This is a genomic window from Clostridium amylolyticum, from assembly GCF_900142075.1.
Classification (GTDB): domain Bacteria; phylum Bacillota; class Clostridia; order Clostridiales; family Clostridiaceae; genus Clostridium_AA; species Clostridium_AA amylolyticum.
Genome location: NZ_FQZO01000002.1, coordinates 18,447 through 40,800, shown reverse-complemented (window position 1 = coordinate 40,800; position 22,354 = coordinate 18,447). Strand labels below are relative to the sequence as shown.

Genomic DNA, 22,354 nt, shown 5'->3' with positions numbered 1-22,354 from the left:
CTTTTTACCTCCAATTTAAATGAACTTTTCTAAATGCCTTATACCTATGCATAATCCTTCTTTGATTTTTTCTTCACTACCTTCATATAGGGGATCTTCGTGCTCAGTACTGATTACTCCGTCATAGCCGCTGTTTTTAAGTATTTTTATGAGTTTTTCCCAATCTACTTGTCCAAGGCTAGGCATTCTATATCTCCAATAGCCATAGTTATCTTTACCATCTTTATTTAACTGCCTATCATTAATGCCATACTTATTTAATCTATCAGTATAAATTTCAGCATCCTTAGCATGCACATGGAAGATTCTATCTTTAAAATCTTCGCAAGCTTTGAGGTAATCTATAAACTGAGGTATTAAGTGAGAAGGGTCAAAGTTTAATCCAAAGTTTTTACTAGGTACTCTTTTAAACATTTCTTCCCAAAGCTCAGGGGTGTAGGATATGGTGCCAGGAATTCCTGGATATTGCCATCCTCTCATATCACAATTTTCTATCATTAGCTTAATACCTTTATTTTCAGCATAGGATACTAATTCAGTAAATACTTTTTCAAACTCATGAAAGTTCTCTTCCATGTTCTTATCTATGTTTCTTCCCACAAAGGTTCCTACCAGTGGAGTTTCCAGCATAACCGCTGCATCTATGCACTTCTTCACATGGTTATTTATAAAGGCTCTTCTTGCAGGATCTCTATCTAAGTTATTATCATAATAAGCTAAGGATGAAATCTTAAGGCCATACTCTTTAAAATAAGCCTTTATTTCATCAGCTTCTTCTTGAGTTAAGTTTGCTACATCTATATCGCTGCTAGAATAATCTCTATCATTTTCCCTGGGCCAGCAGGCTACTTCTAAAGCTTTAAAACCATTTTCTGAAGCCCATTTTGCTTTTTCTTTAAGAGGCATATTTCCTAAACATACAGTTAAAAATCCTAAATACATATATTACACCCTTTCGTATATAACATTCATCTTTTTTAAATTATCAAAGCTTATTTTCACACTCTCTATGGGATTTCTTTTGCATATATCCTGTTCCACAATAAGCCACTGGGCACCATTGTTTTTTGCTTGCTCTGATATAGCTTTTATATCTATAGTTCCATTGCCTATTTCAGTGAATTCTCTTTCTTTAGTAGCAGCCATATCCTTTATGTGAATAAGAGGAGTCCTTCCAGAATATTTTTTCATATACTCTATAGCATCTAATCCAGCATAGGTTACCCAGTAGGTGTCGATTTCAGCTTTTAAATATTCAGAATCCACCTGGTTAAACAAAATGTCTAATGCATATTCTCCATCATAAAGCTCCAACTCATGAGCATGATTGTGGTAGCAAAGTTGAAGACCAGCTTCTTTAAGTTCTTTGCCTATAATCTCTAGAGACTTAGCTAAATTTATATAATCCTCTTTATTATTGAAAGAAGCCCAAGGACATACTATGTGCTTATTTCCTAACTGAAGATTATATTTAATTATTTCCTGGAGATTACTTTTAAGTTCATCCAGGCTAATGTGAGCTCCAGCAGATTTTAGATTAAGAGTTTTTAATTTTGCCTTAAGCTCTAGGGCATCAAAGCCACCAAAACCTGCAAATTCCACTCCTTGATATCCTATTTTGGCTACCTTTTCTAAAGTTCCCATAAAGTCTTCTTTAAGAGCATCACGCAGTGTGTAAAGTTGTACAGCTACAGGTATACTCATAATAATCACCCCTAAATATTATTGAAAATACACAGCCTTACCGGTTTTTGATGATTCATATATTGCTTCTAATATTTGTGTTACCACTAAAGCTTCTTCTGGTTTTACCAATGGCTCTGTATCATTTAATACAGCTTCAATCCAAAGTCTAGCTTCTAAATCTGCTTCGCTTTCTGTATGACCATCATAAAAAGCTACTCCACCAGCGCTTAAATCTATTTTGGTCTCATAAAGCTTGCCTAAATTTTCTCCGTTTATGGTAAGCCCATCTTTCATGTCAGCTCCTCCATCTGTACCGCAAAGAGTTGTTTGAGCTTCTCTTACATCTAAGCTGTTAAGTGCCCAGCTGGATTCTAAAACTATGGTAGCTCCATTTTCCATGGTAATAAATCCAAAAGCGGAGTCTTCTACAGTGAATTTTTTAGGATCCCAAGGTCCCCAGGCATTAGCAGCATTTTCCCTTTTAGATAATTTGTGATAAGCACTTCCCATGACGGACTTTGGCTTATAGTTATTCATCATCCAAAGGGTTAAGTCTAAAGCGTGGGTTCCAATATCTATTAATGGTCCTCCCCCTTGTTCATCTTCATTTAAAAATACTCCCCAGGTTGGCACAGCACGTCTTCTTATGGCATGAGCTTTTGCATAGTATATTTCACCTAAATCTCCATTACTGCAAACTTCGTGTAAATATTTTGAGTCTTGTCTAAAGCGATTTTGATATCCTATGGTGAGCTTTTTCCCAGTTCTTTTAGCTGCTTCTACCATAACTTTAGCTTCCTCTGTGGTTTTAGCCATAGGCTTTTCACACATTACGTGTTTACCAGCTTCTAAAGCGTCTACAGTTATAAAGGAGTGAGATTTGTTTGGGGTACAAACATGTATTACATCTATGGATTTATCTGCTAGTAACTCTTTATAGTCTGTATAATATTTAGCATTAAGAGTTCCGAATTTTTTTGCAGCCTCTTTTGCTTTTTCTTCAATAATGTCGCAAAAAGCAACCATTTCAACGTTGCCCAACTTTGCTAAGCTTGGCATATGCTTTCCATTTGCTATTCCTCCACAGCCTATGATACCCACTTTAAGTTTCTTGTTATTACTCATGATAAACCTCCATAATGATTATTTTAATTTATCCCATAGCAACCGCCCCTAATACCCCCACTTCTTTAAGTGGTGGGATAAGGGGCGCTAAGCTCCTGGATAAGTTTTCTTAAATTTATGATTTCGTTTTCAGCTTAATTATATAAAAAAATATCGGAAATTACTTCCCGATATTTGCTAAATTATCCTCAGATATTGCTTTTTTGAATTGCGAAGGGGTTTGCCCTTTTTTTAACTTAAAAACCCTATTAAAGGTCTTTATGCTATTAAATCCGGCTTTATAGGCAGTATCTGTAATGCTCATATTTTCACTTAATAAAAACCATTCCGCTTTTGTTATCCTAAAATTACTCAAATATTGTCCAAAGGTTATACCGGTATTCTGTTTGAAAAATCTTGAAAAGTGATATGGGCTAAAACCGGCTGCCTGAGCAGCTTGCTCTAAGGTTATTTCTGAGGCATAACTATTTTCTACATATTGAAATACATTTTCCAGTCTGTCTAAAGTATCCTTTTGTCTGCTTTCCTCCTCATGGCTTATGGTTTCCATGGGAACCTTTCTCAAAAGCAGAACCAGTAAGTCATAAAGGCGAGCTTTTAAGGCTAATTTGTAACCTTCCTGTTTATGGTTATACTCTTTAATAAGAGCTTTTATTTGCTCCTCCATCTCCATCTTTACATGAATATCCCAATATTTGCTGAATCTTTTTGACCTATCAAAGAGAGGCCTGATTTCTTTTCTTTCTCCCATCATAGAGTTAAGATTATCAAAAATTGAGAGATTGAACTGGATAACTACTCTGTTACTATGGCTGGATTCAGGCATAAAACAATGAATATCTCTGCTGCTGATAAGCAGGATGTCTCCTTCTGAAACATCATAGATTTTGTCATTTACTCCCACCTTCACGTTTCCTTCTACCATATATATAATTTCAATTTCATCATGCCAGTGATGAGCAACTCCAAAACTCCCTTCGTTAAGAAATAACCTAAAGGGAAAGTCCACTTCTAACAAACATTTTTCAAACCAAGCCTCCATGTTACAACCCCCTTGCAGCCTTATGAGTTATTTGTTTTAAATTTTGCCTTCAATATCATTATATATCTTTTTACTGCCATGCCTACTTAAATCTTTACACCAGATATTGAACATTTACAAATTTAGATAAGGTGTTTCCATAGAGATATGGTTGTTATTGGAACTATATGGTAGAATATTTATAAGTAATCAGTAGTATAAATAAGGTTGCAAGGGGGAGAATCAATTGGAGTTACTTCAATTATTTACTTATATTATTTTTAATTGCATTGATTATATTAATAGAGCTTTATTATAAAAGATGGAAGCCAAGAAAGCATGAAAAAATGATTAATGAATATATAAATAAAAGTGGAGGAGTAGTTTACGCCATACAAAGGTTTGGAGACTCAGAGAATTTATATATTGTGGACTACAGTTTAGATGATAAGAGGGTGGGCAGTGTTGTAAAATTTACTTCTAGAGGATCAATGGAGTGGAATTAGGAAAGACCATGGATATACAAAATAGTTAAATAGATATCTTGTAAATCAAGGAGGTGCAATGATGAAATCAAAAATAGAGCAGATGAATTATAATAAAGCAAAGGAAGTTGCAAAATGGATTTATGAAGGAGAATTATCATTTTATAATATGGATGGAAGCTATGAAGATATAGAAGAATTCCTTAACGGTGAATATTTTTGTGCCACAGATAGTGAAGATAATCTTATAGGATATTATTGTTTTGGTGATTCTGCTATAGTTCCAAAAGGTAAACCCTTAGGTGCTTATAGGGAACTAGATATTGTGGATATTGGGTTGGGGATGAATCCTAAGCTATGTAGACAAGGTTTAGGGAAAAGTTTTTTAATCAATGGCTTAGAATTTGCCAGGAATCAGTTAGCTGCTAAAAAGTTTCGTTTGACAGTAGCATCTTTTAATAAACCTGCAATAAAAGTATATGAGAGAGCAGGCTTTATAAAAGTTAAGTCCTTTGTAGTAGAATCAAAAGGTAAAGAAGTAGAATTTTGGGTTATGATTTTACAGTGAAAAAAATTTCAATAGGGTTTTTATATGGAGGGGTAAATATGTATGAGTATAAATATGTAGAGTGTTCTATGGGCGGGATTTTTACAGGGGATAACCATAGGGAGATAATCGATAAATATGCTGAGCAAGGATGGAGGCTTGTTCAAATTATACCTTTATATTATACATTAGAAGGAAGAGCAAAGAACTTTGAAATTATATTTGAAAGAAAATTAGAAGAAATAAGCTAAATGAGGAGAATAAAATGGAATCTATTTTAGTTGTGGGGGGAACCACTTTTGTAAGCAGCTCTTTGGCGAAATACCTTATTAGTAAAGGATATGATGTAGATATTCTTACGAAAGGTTTAAAACCAATAGATTATGATGGAGTTAAAAATCATTTAATTTGCAATAGAAAATTAAAAAATGAAATGCAAGAGGTGTTAAAAGGGAAAATATATGATTTTATTTTTGATATATCTGCATATACCAAAAGTGATGTAGAAATTCTCTTAACTTCAATTGACACTAGCAAATTGAAAAAATATGTGTTTTGTTCTTCAGGAGCAGTGTATAAACCAAGTGAGGAACTAATTGGAGAAGAATTTGCAAAAGGTGAAAATCCTAATTGGGGAAAGTACGGCATGGACAAAAAAGAGGCAGAAGATTTCATTACAGGTAATGGAGTACCTTATGTTATTTTTAGACCAACATATATTTATGGTGAAAACAACAATTTATATAGAGAAGCATATTTTTTTCATAGCATAAGCAACAATAAAGTTATTCCTTTACCCTTTGGAAATAATACCAGAACCCAGTTTATTCATATTGATGATTTGGTTAGAGTATTTGAAAGTGTTATAGAAAACAAAACCATCTGTAAAGTATACAATGTCACAAATCCTGAGATTATTACCTGGGAAACTTTATTGTCAAAATGTGGTGAAGCAGTAGGTAAAAAACCTATTATAAAGAAAATAGATATAAGGGACATAAAATTAGAGCCAAGGACATATTTTCCTTTTAGAGATGTAACCTACATGCTGGATATAACACAATTAATAGAAGATGGACTTTATGTACCTAAGATTTCCTTGGGAGAAGGCTTGAGGAAAACCTATAAATGGTATATAGATAACAAGCCAATAGTTATGGACACTAGAATGATGGAGATAGTGAATAGATTAATGATGAAATAGTTGCATTATAGGTGATTGGATTATTTCCTTTACAATAGTTAGTGAATAAATTATAAGTGAAATAACTCTGGATTGAGTATATAATTTGACAATTAAAGGAATAAGATATAAGATTTAGGTATAATATTTATAGGAGGAACAATATATGAGAAAACTTATTCTAAACATTGCTAGATAATTAATTTAATAAGATATCTAAAAGGATGTTTTTTGCTGTAAATAATCCAGCTTTATTTGTAGTGTAATCTTTTAGATAGGCGCAATGTTACGGAATAGTTTTGCATTTTTAACTTTTATAGATGTTATTCTTAAAAATAATAGGATAATCTTATTTTTAAGATATGTTTTTATATATTTGTTATGCTGAAAATGCCGTACTTAACCTACGGCTTTTTTTATGTTCATAATTAATTATTTAACTATAATTATAGTTAAATATGAGCATAACATTATATCTTAAAGGCTATAAGTGAACTATATTTCACTTATAGCCTTTTATTGTTATGTTAGTGAGGTGAGCTTATGCCAAAGTAATTAATTGAAGGTTAAATAACTTATTAATGTTTTTTAGGAGGTATAAAAATGGAGAGAAATATTGAAAAAATGGCAGAATTTTTTAACCATAGGGCAGAGGGATATGAGAAACATATGTTAAAGCTCCAAGATATTGATAGCTATTATAAAAGTTTATCTAAGGAAATAATTTCTACTAATGATAAAATAGAAGTACTAGATTTAGGATGTGGCACAGGGTTAGAATTGAAGGAAATATTTAAAAAGTGTCCCAATGCAAATATCACAGGCATTGATATGTCAGAAAGTATGTTAGAGCTGTTAAAAGAGAAATATAGCAGCTTTTCCAACCAGATTAAGTTAATAAATGGTTCTTATCTTAATATTAGTTTTTCTGAAAATAAATATGACTATGTGATTTCAAGCATGACCATGCACCATTTTACTCATGAAGTAAAGAGACAATTATATAGTAAGATCAAAGCTTGCTTGAAAAAAGAAATAGGTATTTATATAGAGGGAGATTATGTGGTAGATGATGAAAAAGAAGCTGAGTATTTATCACATTATCATGAAAAACTTAAATTTCTTAAGGAGGAACTTTACCACATTGATATTCCATTTACAGTAGATACTCAAAAAGCACTATTATTGAAGGCTGGCTTTAATAATGTAAATGTTATTTTCCATAAAGAAAAGTCGGCAATTTTTATAGCCAGTTAATTAAATAAAAGGTTAGGGAGGTGAGCTTATGCGTAATACTGAATTATTTATACAAGCTTTAGAAAACAGCGATAAAGAACTTCTAAAAAAAATACCAAAAACTGATTTGCATAATCATAGTACTAGTGGTTGTTCAAGAGAATATATTAAAAAGTATAGTAGTATAAATATTCCAAAGCTTGGAGAAAAATTAAAATCTATGGATGAAATGCATCAGTGGATGAGTAAAAATATAGATAGTTATTTTGAAACTGCTGAAGGCAGAAATTTATTATTGGAAGGATGCTTTCAAGTAGCAAAGGATGATGGAGTGGTAGTTTTAGAGGTAGGAGAAGATGTTTGGGGAAATGGTAATTATTATAATGGGGATATAAGCAAACTCATAGCTCATTACAAAGGTGCCCATAAAAAAATATGTCCACAGGTGGATTTTAGATTTCAAGTAGGATTATCAAGACACTGTCCTATAAAGCTTTTAGAGGAGTGGATGGAACCATTTCTAATGCAAGACTGCTTCTATTCCATAGATTTATATTGTGACGAGTTTGCTCAGCCTATTAAGAATTTTAAACCCCTTTATAAAAAAGCTAAGGAAAAAGGCTGGCTTTTGAAGGCACATGTTGGTGAATGGGGTACTGCAGATGATGTTAAAGAAGCAGTGGAAGAATTAGAACTTAATGAAGTTCAGCACGGAATAGCAGCTGCCAATTCACCTCATGTAATGAATTGGCTAAGAGATAATAAAATACAGTTAAATATAACTCCTACCAGCAATGTACTATTAAGCAGGGTGGAAAGTATAGAAAAGCATCCTATTAGGAAGTTGTATGATTATGGAGTAAGGGTTACCATCAATTCAGATGATATTATCATATTTGACTCCGAAGTATCTAAAGAATATATGAGGTTATATGAAGTTAAAGTGTTTACAGCTTCAGAGTTAAACCAAATTAGATTATATGGATTAGAAAGTAGAGGACATCATGAATAATATAATTGTTTAGGTTTATACAGGACGTATCAGCTATAAATGTTATGAGCATTAAAATATTTTGTCACTTGCTACGTGCCTGGCAACTTTTTGTATCATCCGATAAAATCCGGCATAGAAAGTCGAGGAATTAGAATCCTTTAATTGTATTATAAACCTAAGGAGTGAGATGATGGATTGGATTAAACGTATTAACAGTACAGTGGATTATATAGAAGAAAATCTTGATAAAGAAATTTCCTATGAAAAGATTTCAAAGATTGCAGGGTGCTCGGTGTATAATTTTCAACGCATGTTTTCCTATATTGCAGATAAGTCTTTGTCTGAATATATTAGGAGCAGGCGTCTTACCATGGCAGCCTTTGATGTTATAAATAGTAAGGAAAAGATCATTGATATAGCCATGAAATATGGATATGAATCTCAGGATTCCTTTACAAGAGCCTTTAAAAATTTTCATGGTGTTCTTCCTTCAAAAGCACGAAAGGATATTGTTAAATTGAAGTCCTGTCCAAAAATCTCTTTTCAAATAACAATTAAAGGAGAAGCATATATGAATTATCAAATTGAACAATGGCCTTCATTTACAGTGTCAGGTTTTAAGCATAGGATTAAAACAAATGAAGCTTTTAGTTTTATACCACAGATTTGGGATACTGCATGGAAAGATGGTGCTATGGAACAGCTGATGGGTTTATTTACACAAGCTGATTATCGTCCAGCAGGTTTTTTGGGTATTAGTGCAGGAGGGAAATGGGGAGAGTCAGAGAAAATGGACTATTATATAGCTGTTACTAGATATGTTGATGATCCTCAATGCAAAAGGGTTAAACCACTTGAGGGTATGAGTACCTTTGAGTTCCCCAAGGCTACATGGGCTATATTCGAAGCAAATGGAGAACTGCCAGATGCTGTTCAACAGGTGTATAAAAAGTTTTATACGGAGTGGCTTCCCAATTCTGGCTATGAACTGGACGACCTTCCCGTTATAGAAAGTTATATGCAGGATAACAGGCAGGAAGTGTGGATTGCTGTAGTTAAAGCTAATGACAAATAAAATGTTGAAACAAAAAACGAGGGAGTTTCCTTAACCCCCTCGTTTTTTAATGTATATTTAATGCAATAAGTAATAGCTTACATGGCTGCGGTTGTTAGTTTATTAAGGTTACTGTATATACCTTTTGCTCTAAGGAGTTCTTCGTGGGTGCCTCTCTCCTGTATTCCTTCATCTGTAAGCACCATTATTTCGTCGGCTTTCTTTATGGTGGATAGCCTATGAGCAACCACTATGGTGGTTCTTCCTTTAGATAGCTTTTCTAAGGATTTTTGTATTAGATATTCTGTGGTATTATCTAGGGCTGAAGTAGCCTCATCTAATATAAGTATAGGAGGATTTTTTAAGAAAACTCTCGCTATGGACAATCTTTGCTTTTGACCGCCAGATAGTTTAACCCCGCGTTCTCCTATATAGGTATCATAACCCTTAGGCAAGCCTTCAATAAAGTCATGGATATTAGCAAGCTTGGCTGCTGTTATAATTTCTTTCTCGGAAGCCTTAGGATTACCATATAATATGTTATCTCTTATGGTTCCTGTAAATAGGAATACTTCCTGCTGAACTACCCCTATGTTTTTTCTTAAAGATTCTATTTTTAAATCATAGACGCTTTTGCCATCTATTAGAATATCTCCTTCATCTATCTCATAAAACCTAGGTATTAAGTTGCAAATAGTGGTCTTACCGCCGCCAGAAGGTCCTACTAAAGCAAGGGTTTGTCCAGCTTTCACTTTAAAGCTTATGTCTTGTAGTATATGATTATTTTTATCATATTTAAATCCTACGTTTTTAAACTCTATGTTTCCTTCCACATTGTTTAGAACCACTGCGTTTTCTTTATCTTTTTCAGGTTCTACTTCCATAAGTTCTAAATATCTTTTAAAGCCTGTAACCCCTGATTGATACTGTTCTACGAAAGAAATCAGCTTTCTAATAGGGGACATAAACATTTTAATATATAAAAGATAAGCAACTAAGTCACCAAAGTCAATATACTTTTTATATACAAAATATCCACCAGCTAATAACACTATTAAATCTAATACATCTATAAAAAAGTACATTCCAGAAAAAAAGTCAGCCATACATTTGTAAGCATTTTGTCTTGCACCTACAAATTTCTTGTTGTCCTCTTTAAATTTTGCAGATTCAAATTTACTATTGGTAAAGGCTTTGGATACTCTTACTCCAGCAATACTATTTTCTAGACCTGCATTGAGCTCTCCTATGGTAACTCTGCTTTCCATAAAGGCTTTTTCCATTTTAATTCTATTTTTAAGAGAAAACCAAACTAAAATTGGTATAAAGGCAAAGGTAATTAAGGTTAGAGGAATATTTATAGTACATAAAATTGCAAAGGAGCCTAAAATCATTATTGAGGAAATAAATAAATCCTCAGGGCCGTGGTGAGCAAGTTCTGATATTTCCATAAGGTCATTTACTATTCGTGACATTATTACTCCATTTTTGTTTTCATCAAAAAAAGAGTTGGGAAGAGTTTGAAGGTGGTTAAATACCTTTTCTCTCATATCCGCCTGCATTCTTACTCCTACCATGTGTCCCCAATATTGCACAAAGTGGTTTAGGAAATACTTCATAACATATATTAAAAATAATACTCCTGCCCATATAAAAAGCAGTCTGATGTTATTATTGGGAATAATATCATTTATGAGTCCTCTAGTTATCATAGGATAAAATAAATCGCATAAAGCTACTATAAAGGCTGCTGTTATATCCAAAATAAACAGCTTTTTATGGGGTTTATAAAATGAAATAAATTTTTTAAACATAAAAATCTCCTTTCTATTAATGGCAGCCATATGAGTTATTACTTATTAAATATGCCTGAAAATATTTTGCAGCATCTACGTGCATAAAAGGCATAAACAACTCATAACTCGTATGGCTGCCATTTACCATTCGTTGGGGTAAGCAAGAAGGCTTACTGAAACTTTTCTTCGTCCAAAAGTGTAGCATTCTGCTAATGAATTCATATATAAATCTATTTTTAAATTTTTTATTGCTGATCCTGTATCGGCAGCTATGGCATAACCATAACCATCAATATAAAGCTTAGAACCTAAAGGTATAACTGAAGGATCTACAGCAACGGTGCTAAGCCCAGAGGGATTTCTTACAGGTTTTAAACCAGAAGCAGTGATTAAGCCATCAAAGTAGGCAGTGGCTTCCATTACATAGGTTTTCTTAGCCAGTATAGTACCACGATCAAAGTTAATAGAACTATTATTATTCATAGTGCTTAGAAGTTCTGTGCCTTTACTAATGGCATTTTCCACAGAATCTCTTACAGATGGGGTGCTTATCTGCGGTAATAATAATCTTAAGTTAGATATAGCATTTCTAATAGAACTTTCCGAGGGGGTTGAAGAGTTAATTATTGAAATTGAGTGAGATACCAATGATTCTTCATTATCTTTTATAATTGAAGATGCCTTTTGTCTTTCCTCATTTATTTTATCTATGGTGGATTGTTGAGTTTCTCTCTTTGATTTCAGAGCTTCAAGAGAACTTTGCATAGAGTTTTCCAGAGACTTATACTCATCCTTTTTACTATTCAATTCATTAACATTGGTTAATAGCTCTTCATTTTTTCTCTTAATGTCACTTATTAATTTGTTATCTAAAGATATTATCATATTAGCAGCTTTAGCATTAGAGATTGCCTCTGAGAAACTCTTAGAGGTTAGGATAATTAATAGAGAATTTCTATAAAAATTGCTCTTGTATATGGTTCTTACCCTATTGTCTAAAACAACTTGTTTTGTCTTTAGAGACTTTTTAATATCAGAGATTTCAAGTTCTATCTCTTTGATTTTATCTTCAGTTTTATTAATTTCTTCTCTATTTTGCTTAAGTTTATTATCTAGCTCTCCTATTTCTGCATTTAAAGCAGATAATGTTTCTTTTAAGTCCATAAGCTGTTTGTCCAACATTTTAATTTGGGTAGTGCTTTGCTTTATATTTTCTTCTGGTGTGGCATTGGTAATACACATAAGGCTATTACTCAAAAAGAATATTAATGTAAACCACAGGAAAATTCTCTTTTTCAAAACTGTATCCTCCTACATATTAGAATGGCAGCCATATGAGTTATGCGTTATCATGTCAAAAGTAACCATAAAAATATTCTAGCATATTCATTACTTAAATGAAAGTTAACACCAGCTTATTATAGTATCATATAATTATAGGAGGGGCTCAATAACACCAGAAGATTAAAAGTTAGATTATGAAAAATAAATATTAGTTATAGTATACACAGAAAGAAGGGAGAATTTGAAATCATTTATAGTTACCAATCATGAAGCTAGTTTGGGAAATGCAGTGTTACTTACAGCTGCATATTTTTTAGTTCTCACCCTTGCCACAGCTATTGATATTGTGGTTTGGAGAAAATTAAATAATAAGATATCTGTTTGGCTGAATTTAATTACTTTAATAGTTTTAAACATAATATTTATCATGGTACTATTTCAAAAGACCTCATTTAATATTAGTATATTTCAAAATATTTCTGTAAGAGGAGTTATTCTAGCCATAGGATGTTCTATATTATTTTTCTTTTTTGTGGATAAGGGATTAGATCCAGTTTTAGAAAATATATTTCCTTCTAGTGAAAAAAATTATAAAGAAGCCATAAATACTTTAAGGCAAGCACCCGCGGCCAGCTTCATTCACGTTTGCATTATAGCTCCAATAATTGAAGAAATACTTATGAGAGGATATGTTTTAGGAGGATTACAAAATAGATATGGCGTAATTTTTTCCGTTTTAATATCATCTATTTTATTTGCGTTAATGCATTTTAACATGGTACAAACTATATCTGCTTTAATATGCGGACTTATATTAGGAATACTTTATGTAAACACTGGATCAATATTTTGTTGTATTTTAGCTCATTCTTTGTATAATGGTATTTCTTATTTTACAAATATATTAGGAAATGTATAAATGGGGAATTACAGGATAAAGAGGTTTAAATATAAGCAAATTATATATAGTAAGATTCATAGTAGATAATAGAAGTAAGGGAAACAAATATTATTTAATTTTGAAAATAATAAAAATCACCCTAGGTAAGCTATTGCTAGTTACCCTACGTAATGTCCTATTATAATATTGAGGTGATGAAAATGAAACAAACATTTACTACAGGTGAGCTTGCAAAATTGTGTAATGTAAGCGTGAGAACAGTACAATATTATGATAAGGTAGAGATTCTAAAGCCATCTGAGTTAAGTGAAGGTGGCAGGAGAATTTATACAGAAGAGGATTTGGAAAAATTACGATGTATTTGCTTATATAAGGCTTTAGGATTTTCATTAGATGAAATCAAGAAAGTAACTGAAACAGAAAATACCTATACCTTATTATATGAAACAATTTTAAATCAACAAAATAAAATTGATGAAGCAATTAAGTCTTTGACACAGCAAAAAGAGCAATTAACTGCAATATTGCAACAAATAAAAGAAACAGGAAAAGTAAGTATAAAAAGCATTGAAGATATGAATGATTTGCTAATGAAGAAAAAGAACCATAGAAAAACAGATATAATGACCTATATATTCTTAGCTTGCTATGTTCTTATATTATTTTGTGGATTTCCAATGGCAGTTTCCTTTGGTGGATTTGCTCCCATTTTAATGTATGTCATAGCAATAATATTACTAGTAGGATTAATATATTATCATTCTCAAGTTAATTCTTACTTGTGTCCTAACTGTCATAAAAAGTTCTCTATAAGCTTTTGGAGAGATATGCTTTCGTTGAACGGTGGGAAAAAAGGGAAATATCTTAAATGTCCACATTGTGCATATAAGGGATGGATTAAAGAAACTTTTCCAGATTAAGAAATGAGCATTATACCAAGTAACTTATAATAAATTTAAAACAAACAAATTTCTATAGAATATAAATTATCATAGGTAAAGCAATCCAATAAGGAAAGGATACAAAAGTTAACATGAGAATAAACAAGCTTCTTAGCAATAGTGGTTTCTGCTCTAGAAGAGAGGCCAATAGAATTATTGAGGAACATAGAGTAATGGTAAATGGAAGGCTTTGTAAGCCGGGGCAGTGGGTAGAAGAGGAGGATATAATCCTTATTGATAATAAGCCTATTCCAGTGAAGGATAAAGTTTATATTGCATTGAACAAACCAGTAGGGATTATTTGTACTGCAGCAAAGGAAGTACAAGGTAATATAATTGATTATATGAATTATCCTGAATATATTTTTCCAGTGGGTAGATTAGACAAAGCATCTCAAGGTTTGATACTAATGACCAATGATGGCGAATTGGCAAATAAAATTTTGGCATCAGAAGGTAAAAATGAGAAGGAATATATAGTAACTGTCCATAAACCTTTTGATGATTTTTTCATCAAAGGAATGTCTCAAGGGGTAGAAATTTGTGGGGTTAAGACAAGACCATGTAAGATGAGTAGAGTTAGTGAAGGCACTTTTCGCATTATTCTAACCCAGGGACTTAATAAACAAATTCGTAGAATGGCCAAAGTTCTTGGATATAAAGTTATACGTTTAGAACGTATCAGAATTATTAATATAAAAAATAATGATATAGATATTGGTAAATGGCGCAATCTTACAGAGGAAGAGCTAATAGAATTAAAACACAACTTAAAATAAAAGGAGATATTTTATCCGATAGCTTAACGCCCCTAATACTCCCGCTTCTTTAAGTGGTGGGATAATGGGCGTTAAGCTCCTGGATAAGTTCTTCTAAGCTTCAGCTGAAGTAAGTATTCCTTACAAGCAAACTCCATCTGAAGCTAAGAATAACTTGATTTGAATGTACCATAAGAAATTAATTTTACGCAGAAAATAAGCATAATATATTACAACTATTAGTTCTTAGCCTTCTTTTATGGTGAATTAATAACTTGAAAATTCGTATATATATTAAATATGTATAATATTCCCAAGATTTAAGTGTTAATTGTCACTTGTCAAGTGACTGGCACCATATAAAATGTATAGGAGGAGATTCCGTGGGAAAAAAGATTTCTATTATTGTTTTTATGCTGTTACTATTTACTAGCGTAAATGCTTATGCAGGGGATATTCCGGAGAGCATATTATTAGGTAATCAGAATGCATTGTTTATAGGAAAAATTACCAGTGCTAAAAATGATACCTACAGCATAGAGCCTTCTACTATTATGATGGGAAGGATTGAAACTAAGCAGATTCAAATTAAAAAGTTTGATAAGTATTATGGTACCGAGGATAAACCTAAAGTTGGAGATTCTATAGTAGTGAGATTGTTAGAGGATAATAAAATTGATGATTTATGGATATTTAAAAGTACTTCTCTGGATTATAAAACCCTAAGGCTTTTAAGTGAGCGCCATGATATGGTGGTTAGGTACGAGAAATATCTTAATGAAGGAAAATATTCTGAAGCACAAAAGAAAATAGATGAAAAAAATTTAACTGCTTCTTCCACAACTACTACTGTACAAATTGCAGAAAGAGAGGTAGATCATAAAGAAAAATCATATTTAAATAGCACTGAAATTTTTTCTATAGTTATACTACTTTTTGCAGTTATAGTGATTTTATTTAGATTTATATTGAAAAAGAGAAATAATAGAATTGAAAATTAACTATTAAAAAGTGATCACTTTGCTCACTAAACTGTTAGCAAAGTGATCATTTAATTACAATAAGTAATAACTCATATGCTGCCGTTATGGAAAAAAGATAGGAGCAAAATGTTTAATTGTGCCTATCTTATATTATGTCTTAAATTTATAAAGTCATTTGCTTGTCAGTCTATTTTTTTATTCTTTTTCATATTTATAGAATTAGAAGCCACTGTTGCAATGCCAGCAACTAAACTCCCCATTCCCTTCATACTACGTCCTGATAACAACCAGGTTGTGCCTATAAGAATAAGTCCAGCACCAACGGTTCCACCAACAATAGAACCCATCCTTGATATTCTCTTTGATGGATGAGTTAATTTATCTACAGTGTCCATTGATTTACTTAAAGTTTCTTTGGATAATTTTTTTGTTCCTTTCATTAGTTTTTCATTGTAAATTTGCATACTATTACCTCCAAATCATTTTAATAAAATCCCGGAATTTATCGCCCCACTTATTAAAGCACAAATTCCAAATACAATCAGTATCCAAGCCCACCTCTTTTTCTCCATTTTGTTTCTGCTATAAATCAGGATAATGATGCCTATAATTAACAATATTATTGATACAGAAGTACCAACAATAAATCCAGTGCTTATATTTTCCATTATTTCACCTCCATGTGATTTACTTTGGCTATTGCAATCGGTGATTCATACTATACTATATATACCAACCGTTGGTATGTATAACCGTAAAAATAAGCTGCCTCTTATGGCAGAATATTTTAATGCTATAAAACCTTTATGAAAATGTTGCATCACGAAAGCCATTAAGTGCCAACATGATCTCTGTATCGATAACTGGTAATCCTATATTATCAAGTAATTTTTTTAAAAAGCTGATTTTACTGGTAAATTGTTCTTTTGTAACAGCAAATACTGCAGGATTTAACCATACATTTATTAAAAGCATTACCACTTCAGATAATTCCTTTGAATTGTCAACGGTGATAGAACCATCTTTAATTCCTTCTTCTATGACTTTCCGTAATAAAGGAGCATAAAAGGTAATACATTGATTGAGCTGTCCTGATAGAAATTTAGGATTTTTCATCAAGGTTGGTGATGAACGATATAGCTGTTGCTGTTCTTTATTAGATATAGACTTTACAAAAACTTTTTTCAGTTTTTGTAATCCATTTAATGATTTATCATCCTTTATACTATCAAAGGGGTTATGTTCTTCATACATTCTTGAAGTAACAGCATCAAAAATATCTTCTTTTGAACTAAAATGATGATAAATAGCACCTTTGCTAAGGTCTCCTAAGTTATCAACTATATCTTGAATAGTAGTTTGCTCATATCCTTTCACTATAAAAAGTTTAAGGGAAGTATCCAAAATACGATTTATAGTTACTTCTGGATATTTATTTCTAGCCATTTAACTCCTCCTTTTTAATACATACGGTTGGTATGTTTATGATAACAATTTTCTTTCTATTTGTCAATATGACTTGATTTATAGTGTATGTATTATATATTGAAGTAGCTTGAAAGTTAGTATAAGATTAGATATAATTGATTCATAATTTTATATATTAAAAATAGCCATGATAAAAGCTGCGATTTATAACTTTCTTCAGAGAGCCCATGGGTGGTGTGAATGGGTGAAAAGTTGAATCTTTCCACTTTTGGAGCTGAGGGCGATGAGCCAAAGGTTTGTATCCTTTACCATACTAATTCGAGAGGTTGATAATTTTTATACATCAGCAATTTGGGTGGCAACGCGGATTACTTCCGTCCCATGGATATATGGGATGGAGGTTTTTTTATTTTTTGGTTATAAATAATAATAATATATATATTTATTGTAGGAGGGAAAAAACATGTTAGACATAAAATTTGTAAGACAGAATCCAGAGGTAGTTAAGCAAAACATAAGGAATAAGTTTCAAGATAGTAAGCTTGCCTTGGTAGATGAAGTACTTGAGCTAGATGTTGAACTTAGAAACGCAAAGCAGGAAGCAGAAACTTTAAGAGCTGAAAGAAATAAGATTTCCAAGGAAATTGGAGCTTTAATGGCTCAAAAAAAGAGAGAAGAAGCTGAAGAACTTAAGAAAAGAGTTACTGCAGATTCACAAAGATTGGCTGAGTTAGAAAATAAGGAAGTGGAACTGGAAAAAAGGGTTAAAGATATTATGTTGGTTATTCCAAATATAATTGACCCTAGTGTTCCAATAGGTAAAGATGATAGTGAAAACTTAGAAGTTCAGCGTTATGGTGAGCCTCTTGTACCTGACTTTGAAGTTCCTTACCATACAGAAATTATGGAAAAATTAAAAGGTATTGATTTAGACAGTGCTAGAAGGGTTGCAGGAAACGGATTCTATTATTTAATGGGAGATATTGCTAGGCTTCATTCTGCAGTGCTTTCCTATGCAAGGGACTTTATGATAGATAGAGGCTTTACATACTGCATTCCACCTTACATGATCCGCAGCGAGGTAGTAACTGGTGTTATGAGCTTTGCTGAAATGGAAGCCATGATGTACAAAATAGAAGGGGAAGATTTATATTTAATTGGAACTAGTGAGCATTCCATGATTGGTAAATTTATTGATACAATATTGCCAGAAGGGGACTTACCTCAAACCCTAACCAGCTATTCACCATGCTTTAGGAAGGAAAAAGGGGCTCATGGCATTGAAGAAAGAGGAGTATATAGAATTCACCAATTTGAAAAGCAGGAAATGATAGTGGTATGTAATCCAGAGGACAGCATGATGTGGTATGATAAGCTATGGCAAAATTCAGTAGACCTATTCCGTTCTTTAGATATACCAGTTAGAACTTTAGAGTGCTGTTCAGGAGATTTAGCAGATTTAAAGGTAAAATCAGTGGATATAGAAGCTTGGTCTCCTAGACAGAAAAAATACTTTGAGGTGGGAAGCTGCTCCAACTTAGGGGATGCACAAGCACGCCGCTTGAAAATCAGAGTAGATGGCAAAGATGGAAAATACTTTGCCCACACTTTAAACAACACCGTAGTAGCTCCTCCAAGAATGCTTATTGCATTTTTAGAGAACAACTTAAATGCAGATGGTTCAGTAAATATCCCAAAAGCACTACAACCATATATGGGAGGTAAGACAGTAATTAAATAAAATACTGTTTATATATTTCCATAAAATGTAATCGCCCCAGGGGTGATTCCAAATTAAGTAAATATACTATTTGTATACAAAAGTCATAAAAATACTTTAATAGAAATAGCAGCTTCCAATTTTTAAAGGAAGCTGCTATTTTTTCTTTAACTTATGTTAAAATTAGCATATAAATTGTGGAAGGAAGTTTTATATGCTAAAAATAAGAGGCTTGTACAAAGAGAAGAAAAATAATGTGATAAAAGATATAGATATTGATGTAGATAAAGGTAGTTCTATAAGTATAGAATGTAGCAATTATATAAGCGATTTGCTGGTGAACTTGATTTTAGGAAGAGAAGTACCAGCAAAAGGTGAAATATATATAGAAGGTATAAAAAATTCTCAGTATATTAAAAATAACATTAATAACATTGGGGTTGTACTTAGGGAAGAGACTTTTTATGAGAGAATGACCATAGATGGGTACATGAAATTTTTTAGTAGTCTCTTAGATTCAAAAATAGATTATAAAGAGATAATGTTAAAATTAGCGTTGCTAGACATTGGTAACATGGTAATAAAGGACTTAAGTTATTCTCAGAAAAGAAGATTAAGCCTTGCCAGAGAAAGATTAAAAGAGCCTAAGCTATTAATATTTCAAGAGCCAATTCTCAATATGGATAGGGATGGGGCTAAAATAATAATAGAAAATATTGAAGATCTGTGTTCTAAGGGAACTGCAGTAATGATTACTTCTGTGCTTTTTAAGGACACTATTATGGTTGGTGAAAAAGCTTATAGATTAAATGATGAGGGATTGTCTGAGCTGAATAATAACATAGAAGAAATTGACAACCATAAAGAAGAAATAGGATATACAAACAAAACATATAAAATTGAAAAAATCCCGGCTAAGGTAGAGGAAAGAATTCTATTGTTTGATCCTACAGAGATTGACTATGTGGAAAGCGAACAAGGGATCAGTAGTTTATACGTTAGAGGGGACAAGTTTCCCTGTAATATTTCGCTTACGGATTTAGAAGAAAGATTAAAACATTTTGGGTTTTTCAGATGTCATAGGTCTTATATTGTAAATTTACAAAGAGTTAGAGAGGTAATTACTTGGACAAGAAATAGTTATAGTTTAAGTTTGGATGATAAAGTAAAGAGTTCTGTTCCTTTGTCTAAAGGAAGATTAGAAGATTTAAAAAGCATATTAAAATTATAAATGCTTAAATTATGCCATTAAAAATGTACCTAAGCATTAAAAAAAGCACCATCTAGCTTAATAGGTAAGCCTTTTAACATAAAATGGTGCACCATTTAGTACAATATATGCTCCAATTGACCTTGAAAATAAGCCTTTCAGAAAACATGATGCTCCTTTCACAGCGGTTTTATGGCCTTGATACTGAAGTTGTATGATAATTGAGTCATAAAAGATCAGGAGGAGGCTTGAAATTGGAAAATATTATTTCAATGAAGAATATAAGAAAAGATTTCAAAGGAAACACTGCATTAAAAAGTTTAACCTTTAATGTTAAAGAAGGTGAAATTTTTGGTTTCTTAGGACCAAGTGGAGCTGGAAAAACTACTACTATTAAACTATTAACCTCTCAATTACTTCCAACTAGTGGCGAGGTGAAGGTTTTTGGAAAAGATGTGCATACCAATAAAAATCACATATTTAATAATATTGGAGTACTGTCTGATAATAGTGGAATATATGACAGGTTGTCTGTTTGGGACAACCTAAAGCTATATGCAGATATAAATGGTGTTCCTAAGAAAAATATTGAAGAAATACTAGAAAAGGTAGGCATGATTGAAACTGCAAAAAAAGAAGCAAAAAAGCTTTCAAAGGGTATGAAACAAAGGCTTATGGTAGCTAGAGCAGTGCTTCATAAACCTAAGCTGCTATTTTTAGATGAACCTACTTCCTCTTTAGATCCAGGCACAACTTTAGAAATTCATAGGCTGCTTAGGAAACTTAATAAAGAAGGAACTACCATATTTTTAACTACTCATAACATGGAGGAAGCGGATAAACTTTGTGATAGAGTAGCATTTTTAAATGCTGGTGAGATAGTAGAAATAGGAAATCCAGAAGCCTTAAAACTAAAATATACCACTAATGAGATAAAGGTAATTTTGAAAGATAAAGATAAAGAAATTATGCTTAAGAATGATGAAGAAGGTGCTTCAAAAATTAAAGCTTGGATGGAAAATGCACAGTTGATGGCGATACATTCTATGGAGCCAAGTTTAGAAAAGATATTCTTAAACCTTACAGGGAGGGAATTATAATGGAATTTTCAATGAGAAGAGTAAATGCATTGTTTAAGAAGGAAGTAAAATATTTCGGCAAGAATATGAATGTTTTGTTCATGTGCATGTTACCAATAGTTTTTAGTATTATTTATTCAAAAATATTTGGAGAAAATACAATAGACGGACATTTGGCAAAGATAGATATTTTAATTATGTGCATGGGCATGAATCTTGTTATGGTATCTAGCTTTGTTGTAGCTATGCTTATTGCTGAAGAAAAAGAAAAAAATACTCTTAGGACGCTTATGCTTTCAGGAGTGTCGCCCTTAGAATTTTTAGCCGGTAAGATTATTATAACTTTTTTAATCTCGCAAATTACCAATGTAGCAATATTTTTTATCATTGGAATTAGTGCTCAGTATTTGGGAATATATATATTATTAACTACTTTAGTGGTTTTTACCATGATAGAAATTGGTGCTTTAATTGGAATCATTTCTCCTAATCAAATGTCTACGGGAGTAATCGGGATGCCTGTACTTATGATTTTATTGATGATACCAATATTTGCAAGGCTCAATAAAACATTAACAAAAATAGCAGAATTCTTACCTAATTACAACATGAACATTATGTTAGAAAACATATTTAAGGGTGAATCCATTAGCTTAGGATATGCATATAATATAGCTGTGATCTTGGTTTGGATAATAATTGCAGGAGTGGGCTTTGCATATACTTATAATAAAGTTGGGTTAGATAAATAAATTTCATAAACTGATATATAATCTTTGTTAAACTCTAGAATATGTGTTTTACTCTATTATTGAGGTTAGTGGTGCTTTTTTATAATAAGGTAACATAATTTTCTAGAGTTTTTTACTTGTAAGTAAGGCCATCAATTCAACTAATAGAACTAGTTAAGGTAATTTATTGTT

General features: G+C 32.1%; 24 protein-coding genes. 15 read left to right on the top strand and 9 right to left on the bottom strand.

Annotated elements, in window-relative coordinates; translation table 11 throughout:
- Nucleotides 1–15: 15 nt before the first annotated feature.
- The 4 genes from BUA82_RS04780 to BUA82_RS04765 all read right to left on the bottom strand — a co-directional run bounded on the left by BUA82_RS04780 (nt 16) and on the right by BUA82_RS04765 (nt 3,853).
- A complete protein-coding gene (locus tag BUA82_RS04780; protein WP_073005237.1) occupies nt 16–942 on the bottom strand; it encodes a sugar phosphate isomerase/epimerase family protein in 927 nt (308 codons plus the stop codon).
- A 3-nt stretch (nt 943–945) separates the two neighbouring features.
- Nucleotides 946–1,704 carry a sugar phosphate isomerase/epimerase family protein gene (locus BUA82_RS04775; RefSeq protein ID WP_073005236.1) on the bottom strand — a complete coding sequence of 253 codons (759 nt, stop codon included), beginning with the start codon at nt 1,702–1,704 and terminating at the stop codon, nt 946–948.
- Between the two features lie 18 nt (nt 1,705–1,722).
- Entirely contained in the window at nt 1,723–2,811 is a 1,089-nt protein-coding gene (locus BUA82_RS04770) for a Gfo/Idh/MocA family protein (protein ID WP_073005235.1), read from the bottom strand.
- Nucleotides 2,812–2,971: 160 nt separating this feature from the next.
- Entirely contained in the window at nt 2,972–3,853 is an 882-nt protein-coding gene (locus BUA82_RS04765) for a helix-turn-helix transcriptional regulator (RefSeq protein ID WP_073005234.1), read from the bottom strand.
- A gap of 326 nt (nt 3,854–4,179) precedes the next feature.
- On the opposite strand from BUA82_RS04765, the gene BUA82_RS20620 reads away from it, so the two are divergent.
- The 7 genes from BUA82_RS20620 to BUA82_RS04735 all read left to right on the top strand — a co-directional run bounded on the left by BUA82_RS20620 (nt 4,180) and on the right by BUA82_RS04735 (nt 9,352).
- The gene (locus BUA82_RS20620; protein WP_178140693.1) at nt 4,180–4,338 is read left to right on the top strand and encodes a hypothetical protein; all 159 of its coding nucleotides are present in this window, start codon (nt 4,180–4,182) and stop codon (nt 4,336–4,338) included.
- A gap of 61 nt (nt 4,339–4,399) precedes the next feature.
- Nucleotides 4,400–4,885 carry a GNAT family N-acetyltransferase gene (locus tag BUA82_RS04760; protein ID WP_073005233.1) on the top strand — a complete coding sequence of 162 codons (486 nt, stop codon included), beginning with the start codon at nt 4,400–4,402 and terminating at the stop codon, nt 4,883–4,885.
- A 38-nt stretch (nt 4,886–4,923) separates the two neighbouring features.
- Complete coding sequence (locus BUA82_RS04755) at nt 4,924–5,115, top strand: DUF4177 domain-containing protein (protein ID WP_073005232.1); 192 nt, start codon at nt 4,924–4,926, stop codon at nt 5,113–5,115.
- 14 nt (nt 5,116–5,129) lie between these two features.
- The gene (locus tag BUA82_RS04750) at nt 5,130–6,068 is read left to right on the top strand and encodes an NAD-dependent epimerase/dehydratase family protein (RefSeq protein WP_073005231.1); all 939 of its coding nucleotides are present in this window, start codon (nt 5,130–5,132) and stop codon (nt 6,066–6,068) included.
- A 582-nt stretch (nt 6,069–6,650) separates the two neighbouring features.
- Nucleotides 6,651–7,304 (top strand): class I SAM-dependent methyltransferase, encoded by a 654-nt coding sequence (locus BUA82_RS04745; protein ID WP_073005230.1) that lies wholly within the window; start codon nt 6,651–6,653, stop codon nt 7,302–7,304.
- A 28-nt stretch (nt 7,305–7,332) separates the two neighbouring features.
- The gene (locus BUA82_RS04740) at nt 7,333–8,295 is read left to right on the top strand and encodes an amidohydrolase family protein (protein ID WP_073005229.1); all 963 of its coding nucleotides are present in this window, start codon (nt 7,333–7,335) and stop codon (nt 8,293–8,295) included.
- A gap of 172 nt (nt 8,296–8,467) precedes the next feature.
- A complete protein-coding gene (locus BUA82_RS04735; RefSeq protein ID WP_073005228.1) occupies nt 8,468–9,352 on the top strand; it encodes an AraC family transcriptional regulator in 885 nt (294 codons plus the stop codon).
- A 77-nt stretch (nt 9,353–9,429) separates the two neighbouring features.
- Here BUA82_RS04735 and BUA82_RS04730 read toward each other — a convergent pair whose 3' ends face one another.
- Together BUA82_RS04730 and BUA82_RS04725 are read right to left on the bottom strand one after the other, a co-directional pair.
- The gene (locus BUA82_RS04730; protein WP_073005226.1) at nt 9,430–11,145 is read right to left on the bottom strand and encodes an ABC transporter ATP-binding protein; all 1,716 of its coding nucleotides are present in this window, start codon (nt 11,143–11,145) and stop codon (nt 9,430–9,432) included.
- Nucleotides 11,146–11,268: 123 nt separating this feature from the next.
- Nucleotides 11,269–12,426: a 3D domain-containing protein gene (locus tag BUA82_RS04725; RefSeq protein ID WP_143148572.1), complete on the bottom strand. Its 1,158-nt coding sequence runs from the start codon at nt 12,424–12,426 to the stop codon at nt 11,269–11,271.
- A gap of 226 nt (nt 12,427–12,652) precedes the next feature.
- Between BUA82_RS04725 and BUA82_RS04720 the strand changes: the two genes are divergently transcribed.
- From BUA82_RS04720 to BUA82_RS04705, 4 genes are all read left to right on the top strand, one after another.
- Entirely contained in the window at nt 12,653–13,330 is a 678-nt protein-coding gene (locus BUA82_RS04720) for a CPBP family intramembrane glutamic endopeptidase (RefSeq protein WP_083599787.1), read from the top strand.
- Between the two features lie 182 nt (nt 13,331–13,512).
- The gene (locus tag BUA82_RS04715) at nt 13,513–14,232 is read left to right on the top strand and encodes a MerR family transcriptional regulator (RefSeq protein WP_073005223.1); all 720 of its coding nucleotides are present in this window, start codon (nt 13,513–13,515) and stop codon (nt 14,230–14,232) included.
- A 113-nt stretch (nt 14,233–14,345) separates the two neighbouring features.
- Entirely contained in the window at nt 14,346–15,032 is a 687-nt protein-coding gene (locus BUA82_RS04710) for a pseudouridine synthase (RefSeq protein WP_073005221.1), read from the top strand.
- Nucleotides 15,033–15,394: 362 nt separating this feature from the next.
- Nucleotides 15,395–16,012: a hypothetical protein gene (locus BUA82_RS04705; protein WP_073005219.1), complete on the top strand. Its 618-nt coding sequence runs from the start codon at nt 15,395–15,397 to the stop codon at nt 16,010–16,012.
- Between the two features lie 164 nt (nt 16,013–16,176).
- Here BUA82_RS04705 and BUA82_RS04700 read toward each other — a convergent pair whose 3' ends face one another.
- From BUA82_RS04700 to BUA82_RS04690, 3 genes are all read right to left on the bottom strand, one after another.
- Complete coding sequence (locus tag BUA82_RS04700) at nt 16,177–16,458, bottom strand: hypothetical protein (protein WP_073005217.1); 282 nt, start codon at nt 16,456–16,458, stop codon at nt 16,177–16,179.
- Between the two features lie 15 nt (nt 16,459–16,473).
- On the bottom strand, nt 16,474–16,662 hold the full coding sequence (locus BUA82_RS04695; protein ID WP_073005215.1) for a hypothetical protein: 189 nt from the start codon (nt 16,660–16,662) through the stop codon (nt 16,474–16,476).
- Nucleotides 16,663–16,798: 136 nt separating this feature from the next.
- Nucleotides 16,799–17,440 (bottom strand): TetR/AcrR family transcriptional regulator, encoded by a 642-nt coding sequence (locus BUA82_RS04690; protein ID WP_073005213.1) that lies wholly within the window; start codon nt 17,438–17,440, stop codon nt 16,799–16,801.
- A 445-nt stretch (nt 17,441–17,885) separates the two neighbouring features.
- On the opposite strand from BUA82_RS04690, the gene serS reads away from it, so the two are divergent.
- The 4 genes from serS (at nt 17,886) to BUA82_RS04670 (ending at nt 22,183) form a co-directional block, all read left to right on the top strand.
- Nucleotides 17,886–19,163: a serine--tRNA ligase gene (serS, locus tag BUA82_RS04685; RefSeq protein WP_073005211.1), complete on the top strand. Its 1,278-nt coding sequence runs from the start codon at nt 17,886–17,888 to the stop codon at nt 19,161–19,163.
- Between the two features lie 193 nt (nt 19,164–19,356).
- Nucleotides 19,357–20,373, top strand: coding sequence for a LytTR family transcriptional regulator DNA-binding domain-containing protein (locus tag BUA82_RS04680; RefSeq protein ID WP_073005209.1), 1,017 nt, complete (start codon nt 19,357–19,359; stop codon nt 20,371–20,373).
- A gap of 233 nt (nt 20,374–20,606) precedes the next feature.
- Nucleotides 20,607–21,452: an ABC transporter ATP-binding protein gene (locus BUA82_RS04675; protein ID WP_073005207.1), complete on the top strand. Its 846-nt coding sequence runs from the start codon at nt 20,607–20,609 to the stop codon at nt 21,450–21,452.
- On the top strand, nt 21,452–22,183 hold the full coding sequence (locus tag BUA82_RS04670) for an ABC transporter permease (protein ID WP_073005205.1): 732 nt from the start codon (nt 21,452–21,454) through the stop codon (nt 22,181–22,183). The genes BUA82_RS04675 and BUA82_RS04670 overlap by 1 nt, the downstream gene beginning before the upstream one ends.
- Nucleotides 22,184–22,354: the final 171 nt, after the last annotated feature.

Coding starts and splice junctions, on each gene's coding strand:
- BUA82_RS04780 (WP_073005237.1), bottom strand. CDS start 942: ATGTATTTAGGATTTTTAACTGTATGTTTAGGAAATATGCCTCTTAAA.
- BUA82_RS04775 (WP_073005236.1), bottom strand. CDS start 1,704: ATGAGTATACCTGTAGCTGTACAACTTTACACACTGCGTGATGCTCTT.
- BUA82_RS04770 (WP_073005235.1), bottom strand. CDS start 2,811: ATGAGTAATAACAAGAAACTTAAAGTGGGTATCATAGGCTGTGGAGGA.
- BUA82_RS04765 (WP_073005234.1), bottom strand. CDS start 3,853: ATGGAGGCTTGGTTTGAAAAATGTTTGTTAGAAGTGGACTTTCCCTTT.
- BUA82_RS20620 (WP_178140693.1), top strand. CDS start 4,180: ATGATTAATGAATATATAAATAAAAGTGGAGGAGTAGTTTACGCCATA.
- BUA82_RS04760 (WP_073005233.1), top strand. CDS start 4,400: ATGAAATCAAAAATAGAGCAGATGAATTATAATAAAGCAAAGGAAGTT.
- BUA82_RS04755 (WP_073005232.1), top strand. CDS start 4,924: ATGTATGAGTATAAATATGTAGAGTGTTCTATGGGCGGGATTTTTACA.
- BUA82_RS04750 (WP_073005231.1), top strand. CDS start 5,130: ATGGAATCTATTTTAGTTGTGGGGGGAACCACTTTTGTAAGCAGCTCT.
- BUA82_RS04745 (WP_073005230.1), top strand. CDS start 6,651: ATGGAGAGAAATATTGAAAAAATGGCAGAATTTTTTAACCATAGGGCA.
- BUA82_RS04740 (WP_073005229.1), top strand. CDS start 7,333: ATGCGTAATACTGAATTATTTATACAAGCTTTAGAAAACAGCGATAAA.
- BUA82_RS04735 (WP_073005228.1), top strand. CDS start 8,468: ATGGATTGGATTAAACGTATTAACAGTACAGTGGATTATATAGAAGAA.
- BUA82_RS04730 (WP_073005226.1), bottom strand. CDS start 11,145: ATGTTTAAAAAATTTATTTCATTTTATAAACCCCATAAAAAGCTGTTT.
- BUA82_RS04715 (WP_073005223.1), top strand. CDS start 13,513: ATGAAACAAACATTTACTACAGGTGAGCTTGCAAAATTGTGTAATGTA.
- BUA82_RS04710 (WP_073005221.1), top strand. CDS start 14,346: ATGAGAATAAACAAGCTTCTTAGCAATAGTGGTTTCTGCTCTAGAAGA.
- BUA82_RS04700 (WP_073005217.1), bottom strand. CDS start 16,458: ATGCAAATTTACAATGAAAAACTAATGAAAGGAACAAAAAAATTATCC.
- BUA82_RS04695 (WP_073005215.1), bottom strand. CDS start 16,662: ATGGAAAATATAAGCACTGGATTTATTGTTGGTACTTCTGTATCAATA.
- BUA82_RS04690 (WP_073005213.1), bottom strand. CDS start 17,440: ATGGCTAGAAATAAATATCCAGAAGTAACTATAAATCGTATTTTGGAT.
- serS (WP_073005211.1), top strand. CDS start 17,886: ATGTTAGACATAAAATTTGTAAGACAGAATCCAGAGGTAGTTAAGCAA.
- BUA82_RS04680 (WP_073005209.1), top strand. CDS start 19,357: ATGCTAAAAATAAGAGGCTTGTACAAAGAGAAGAAAAATAATGTGATA.
- BUA82_RS04670 (WP_073005205.1), top strand. CDS start 21,452: ATGGAATTTTCAATGAGAAGAGTAAATGCATTGTTTAAGAAGGAAGTA.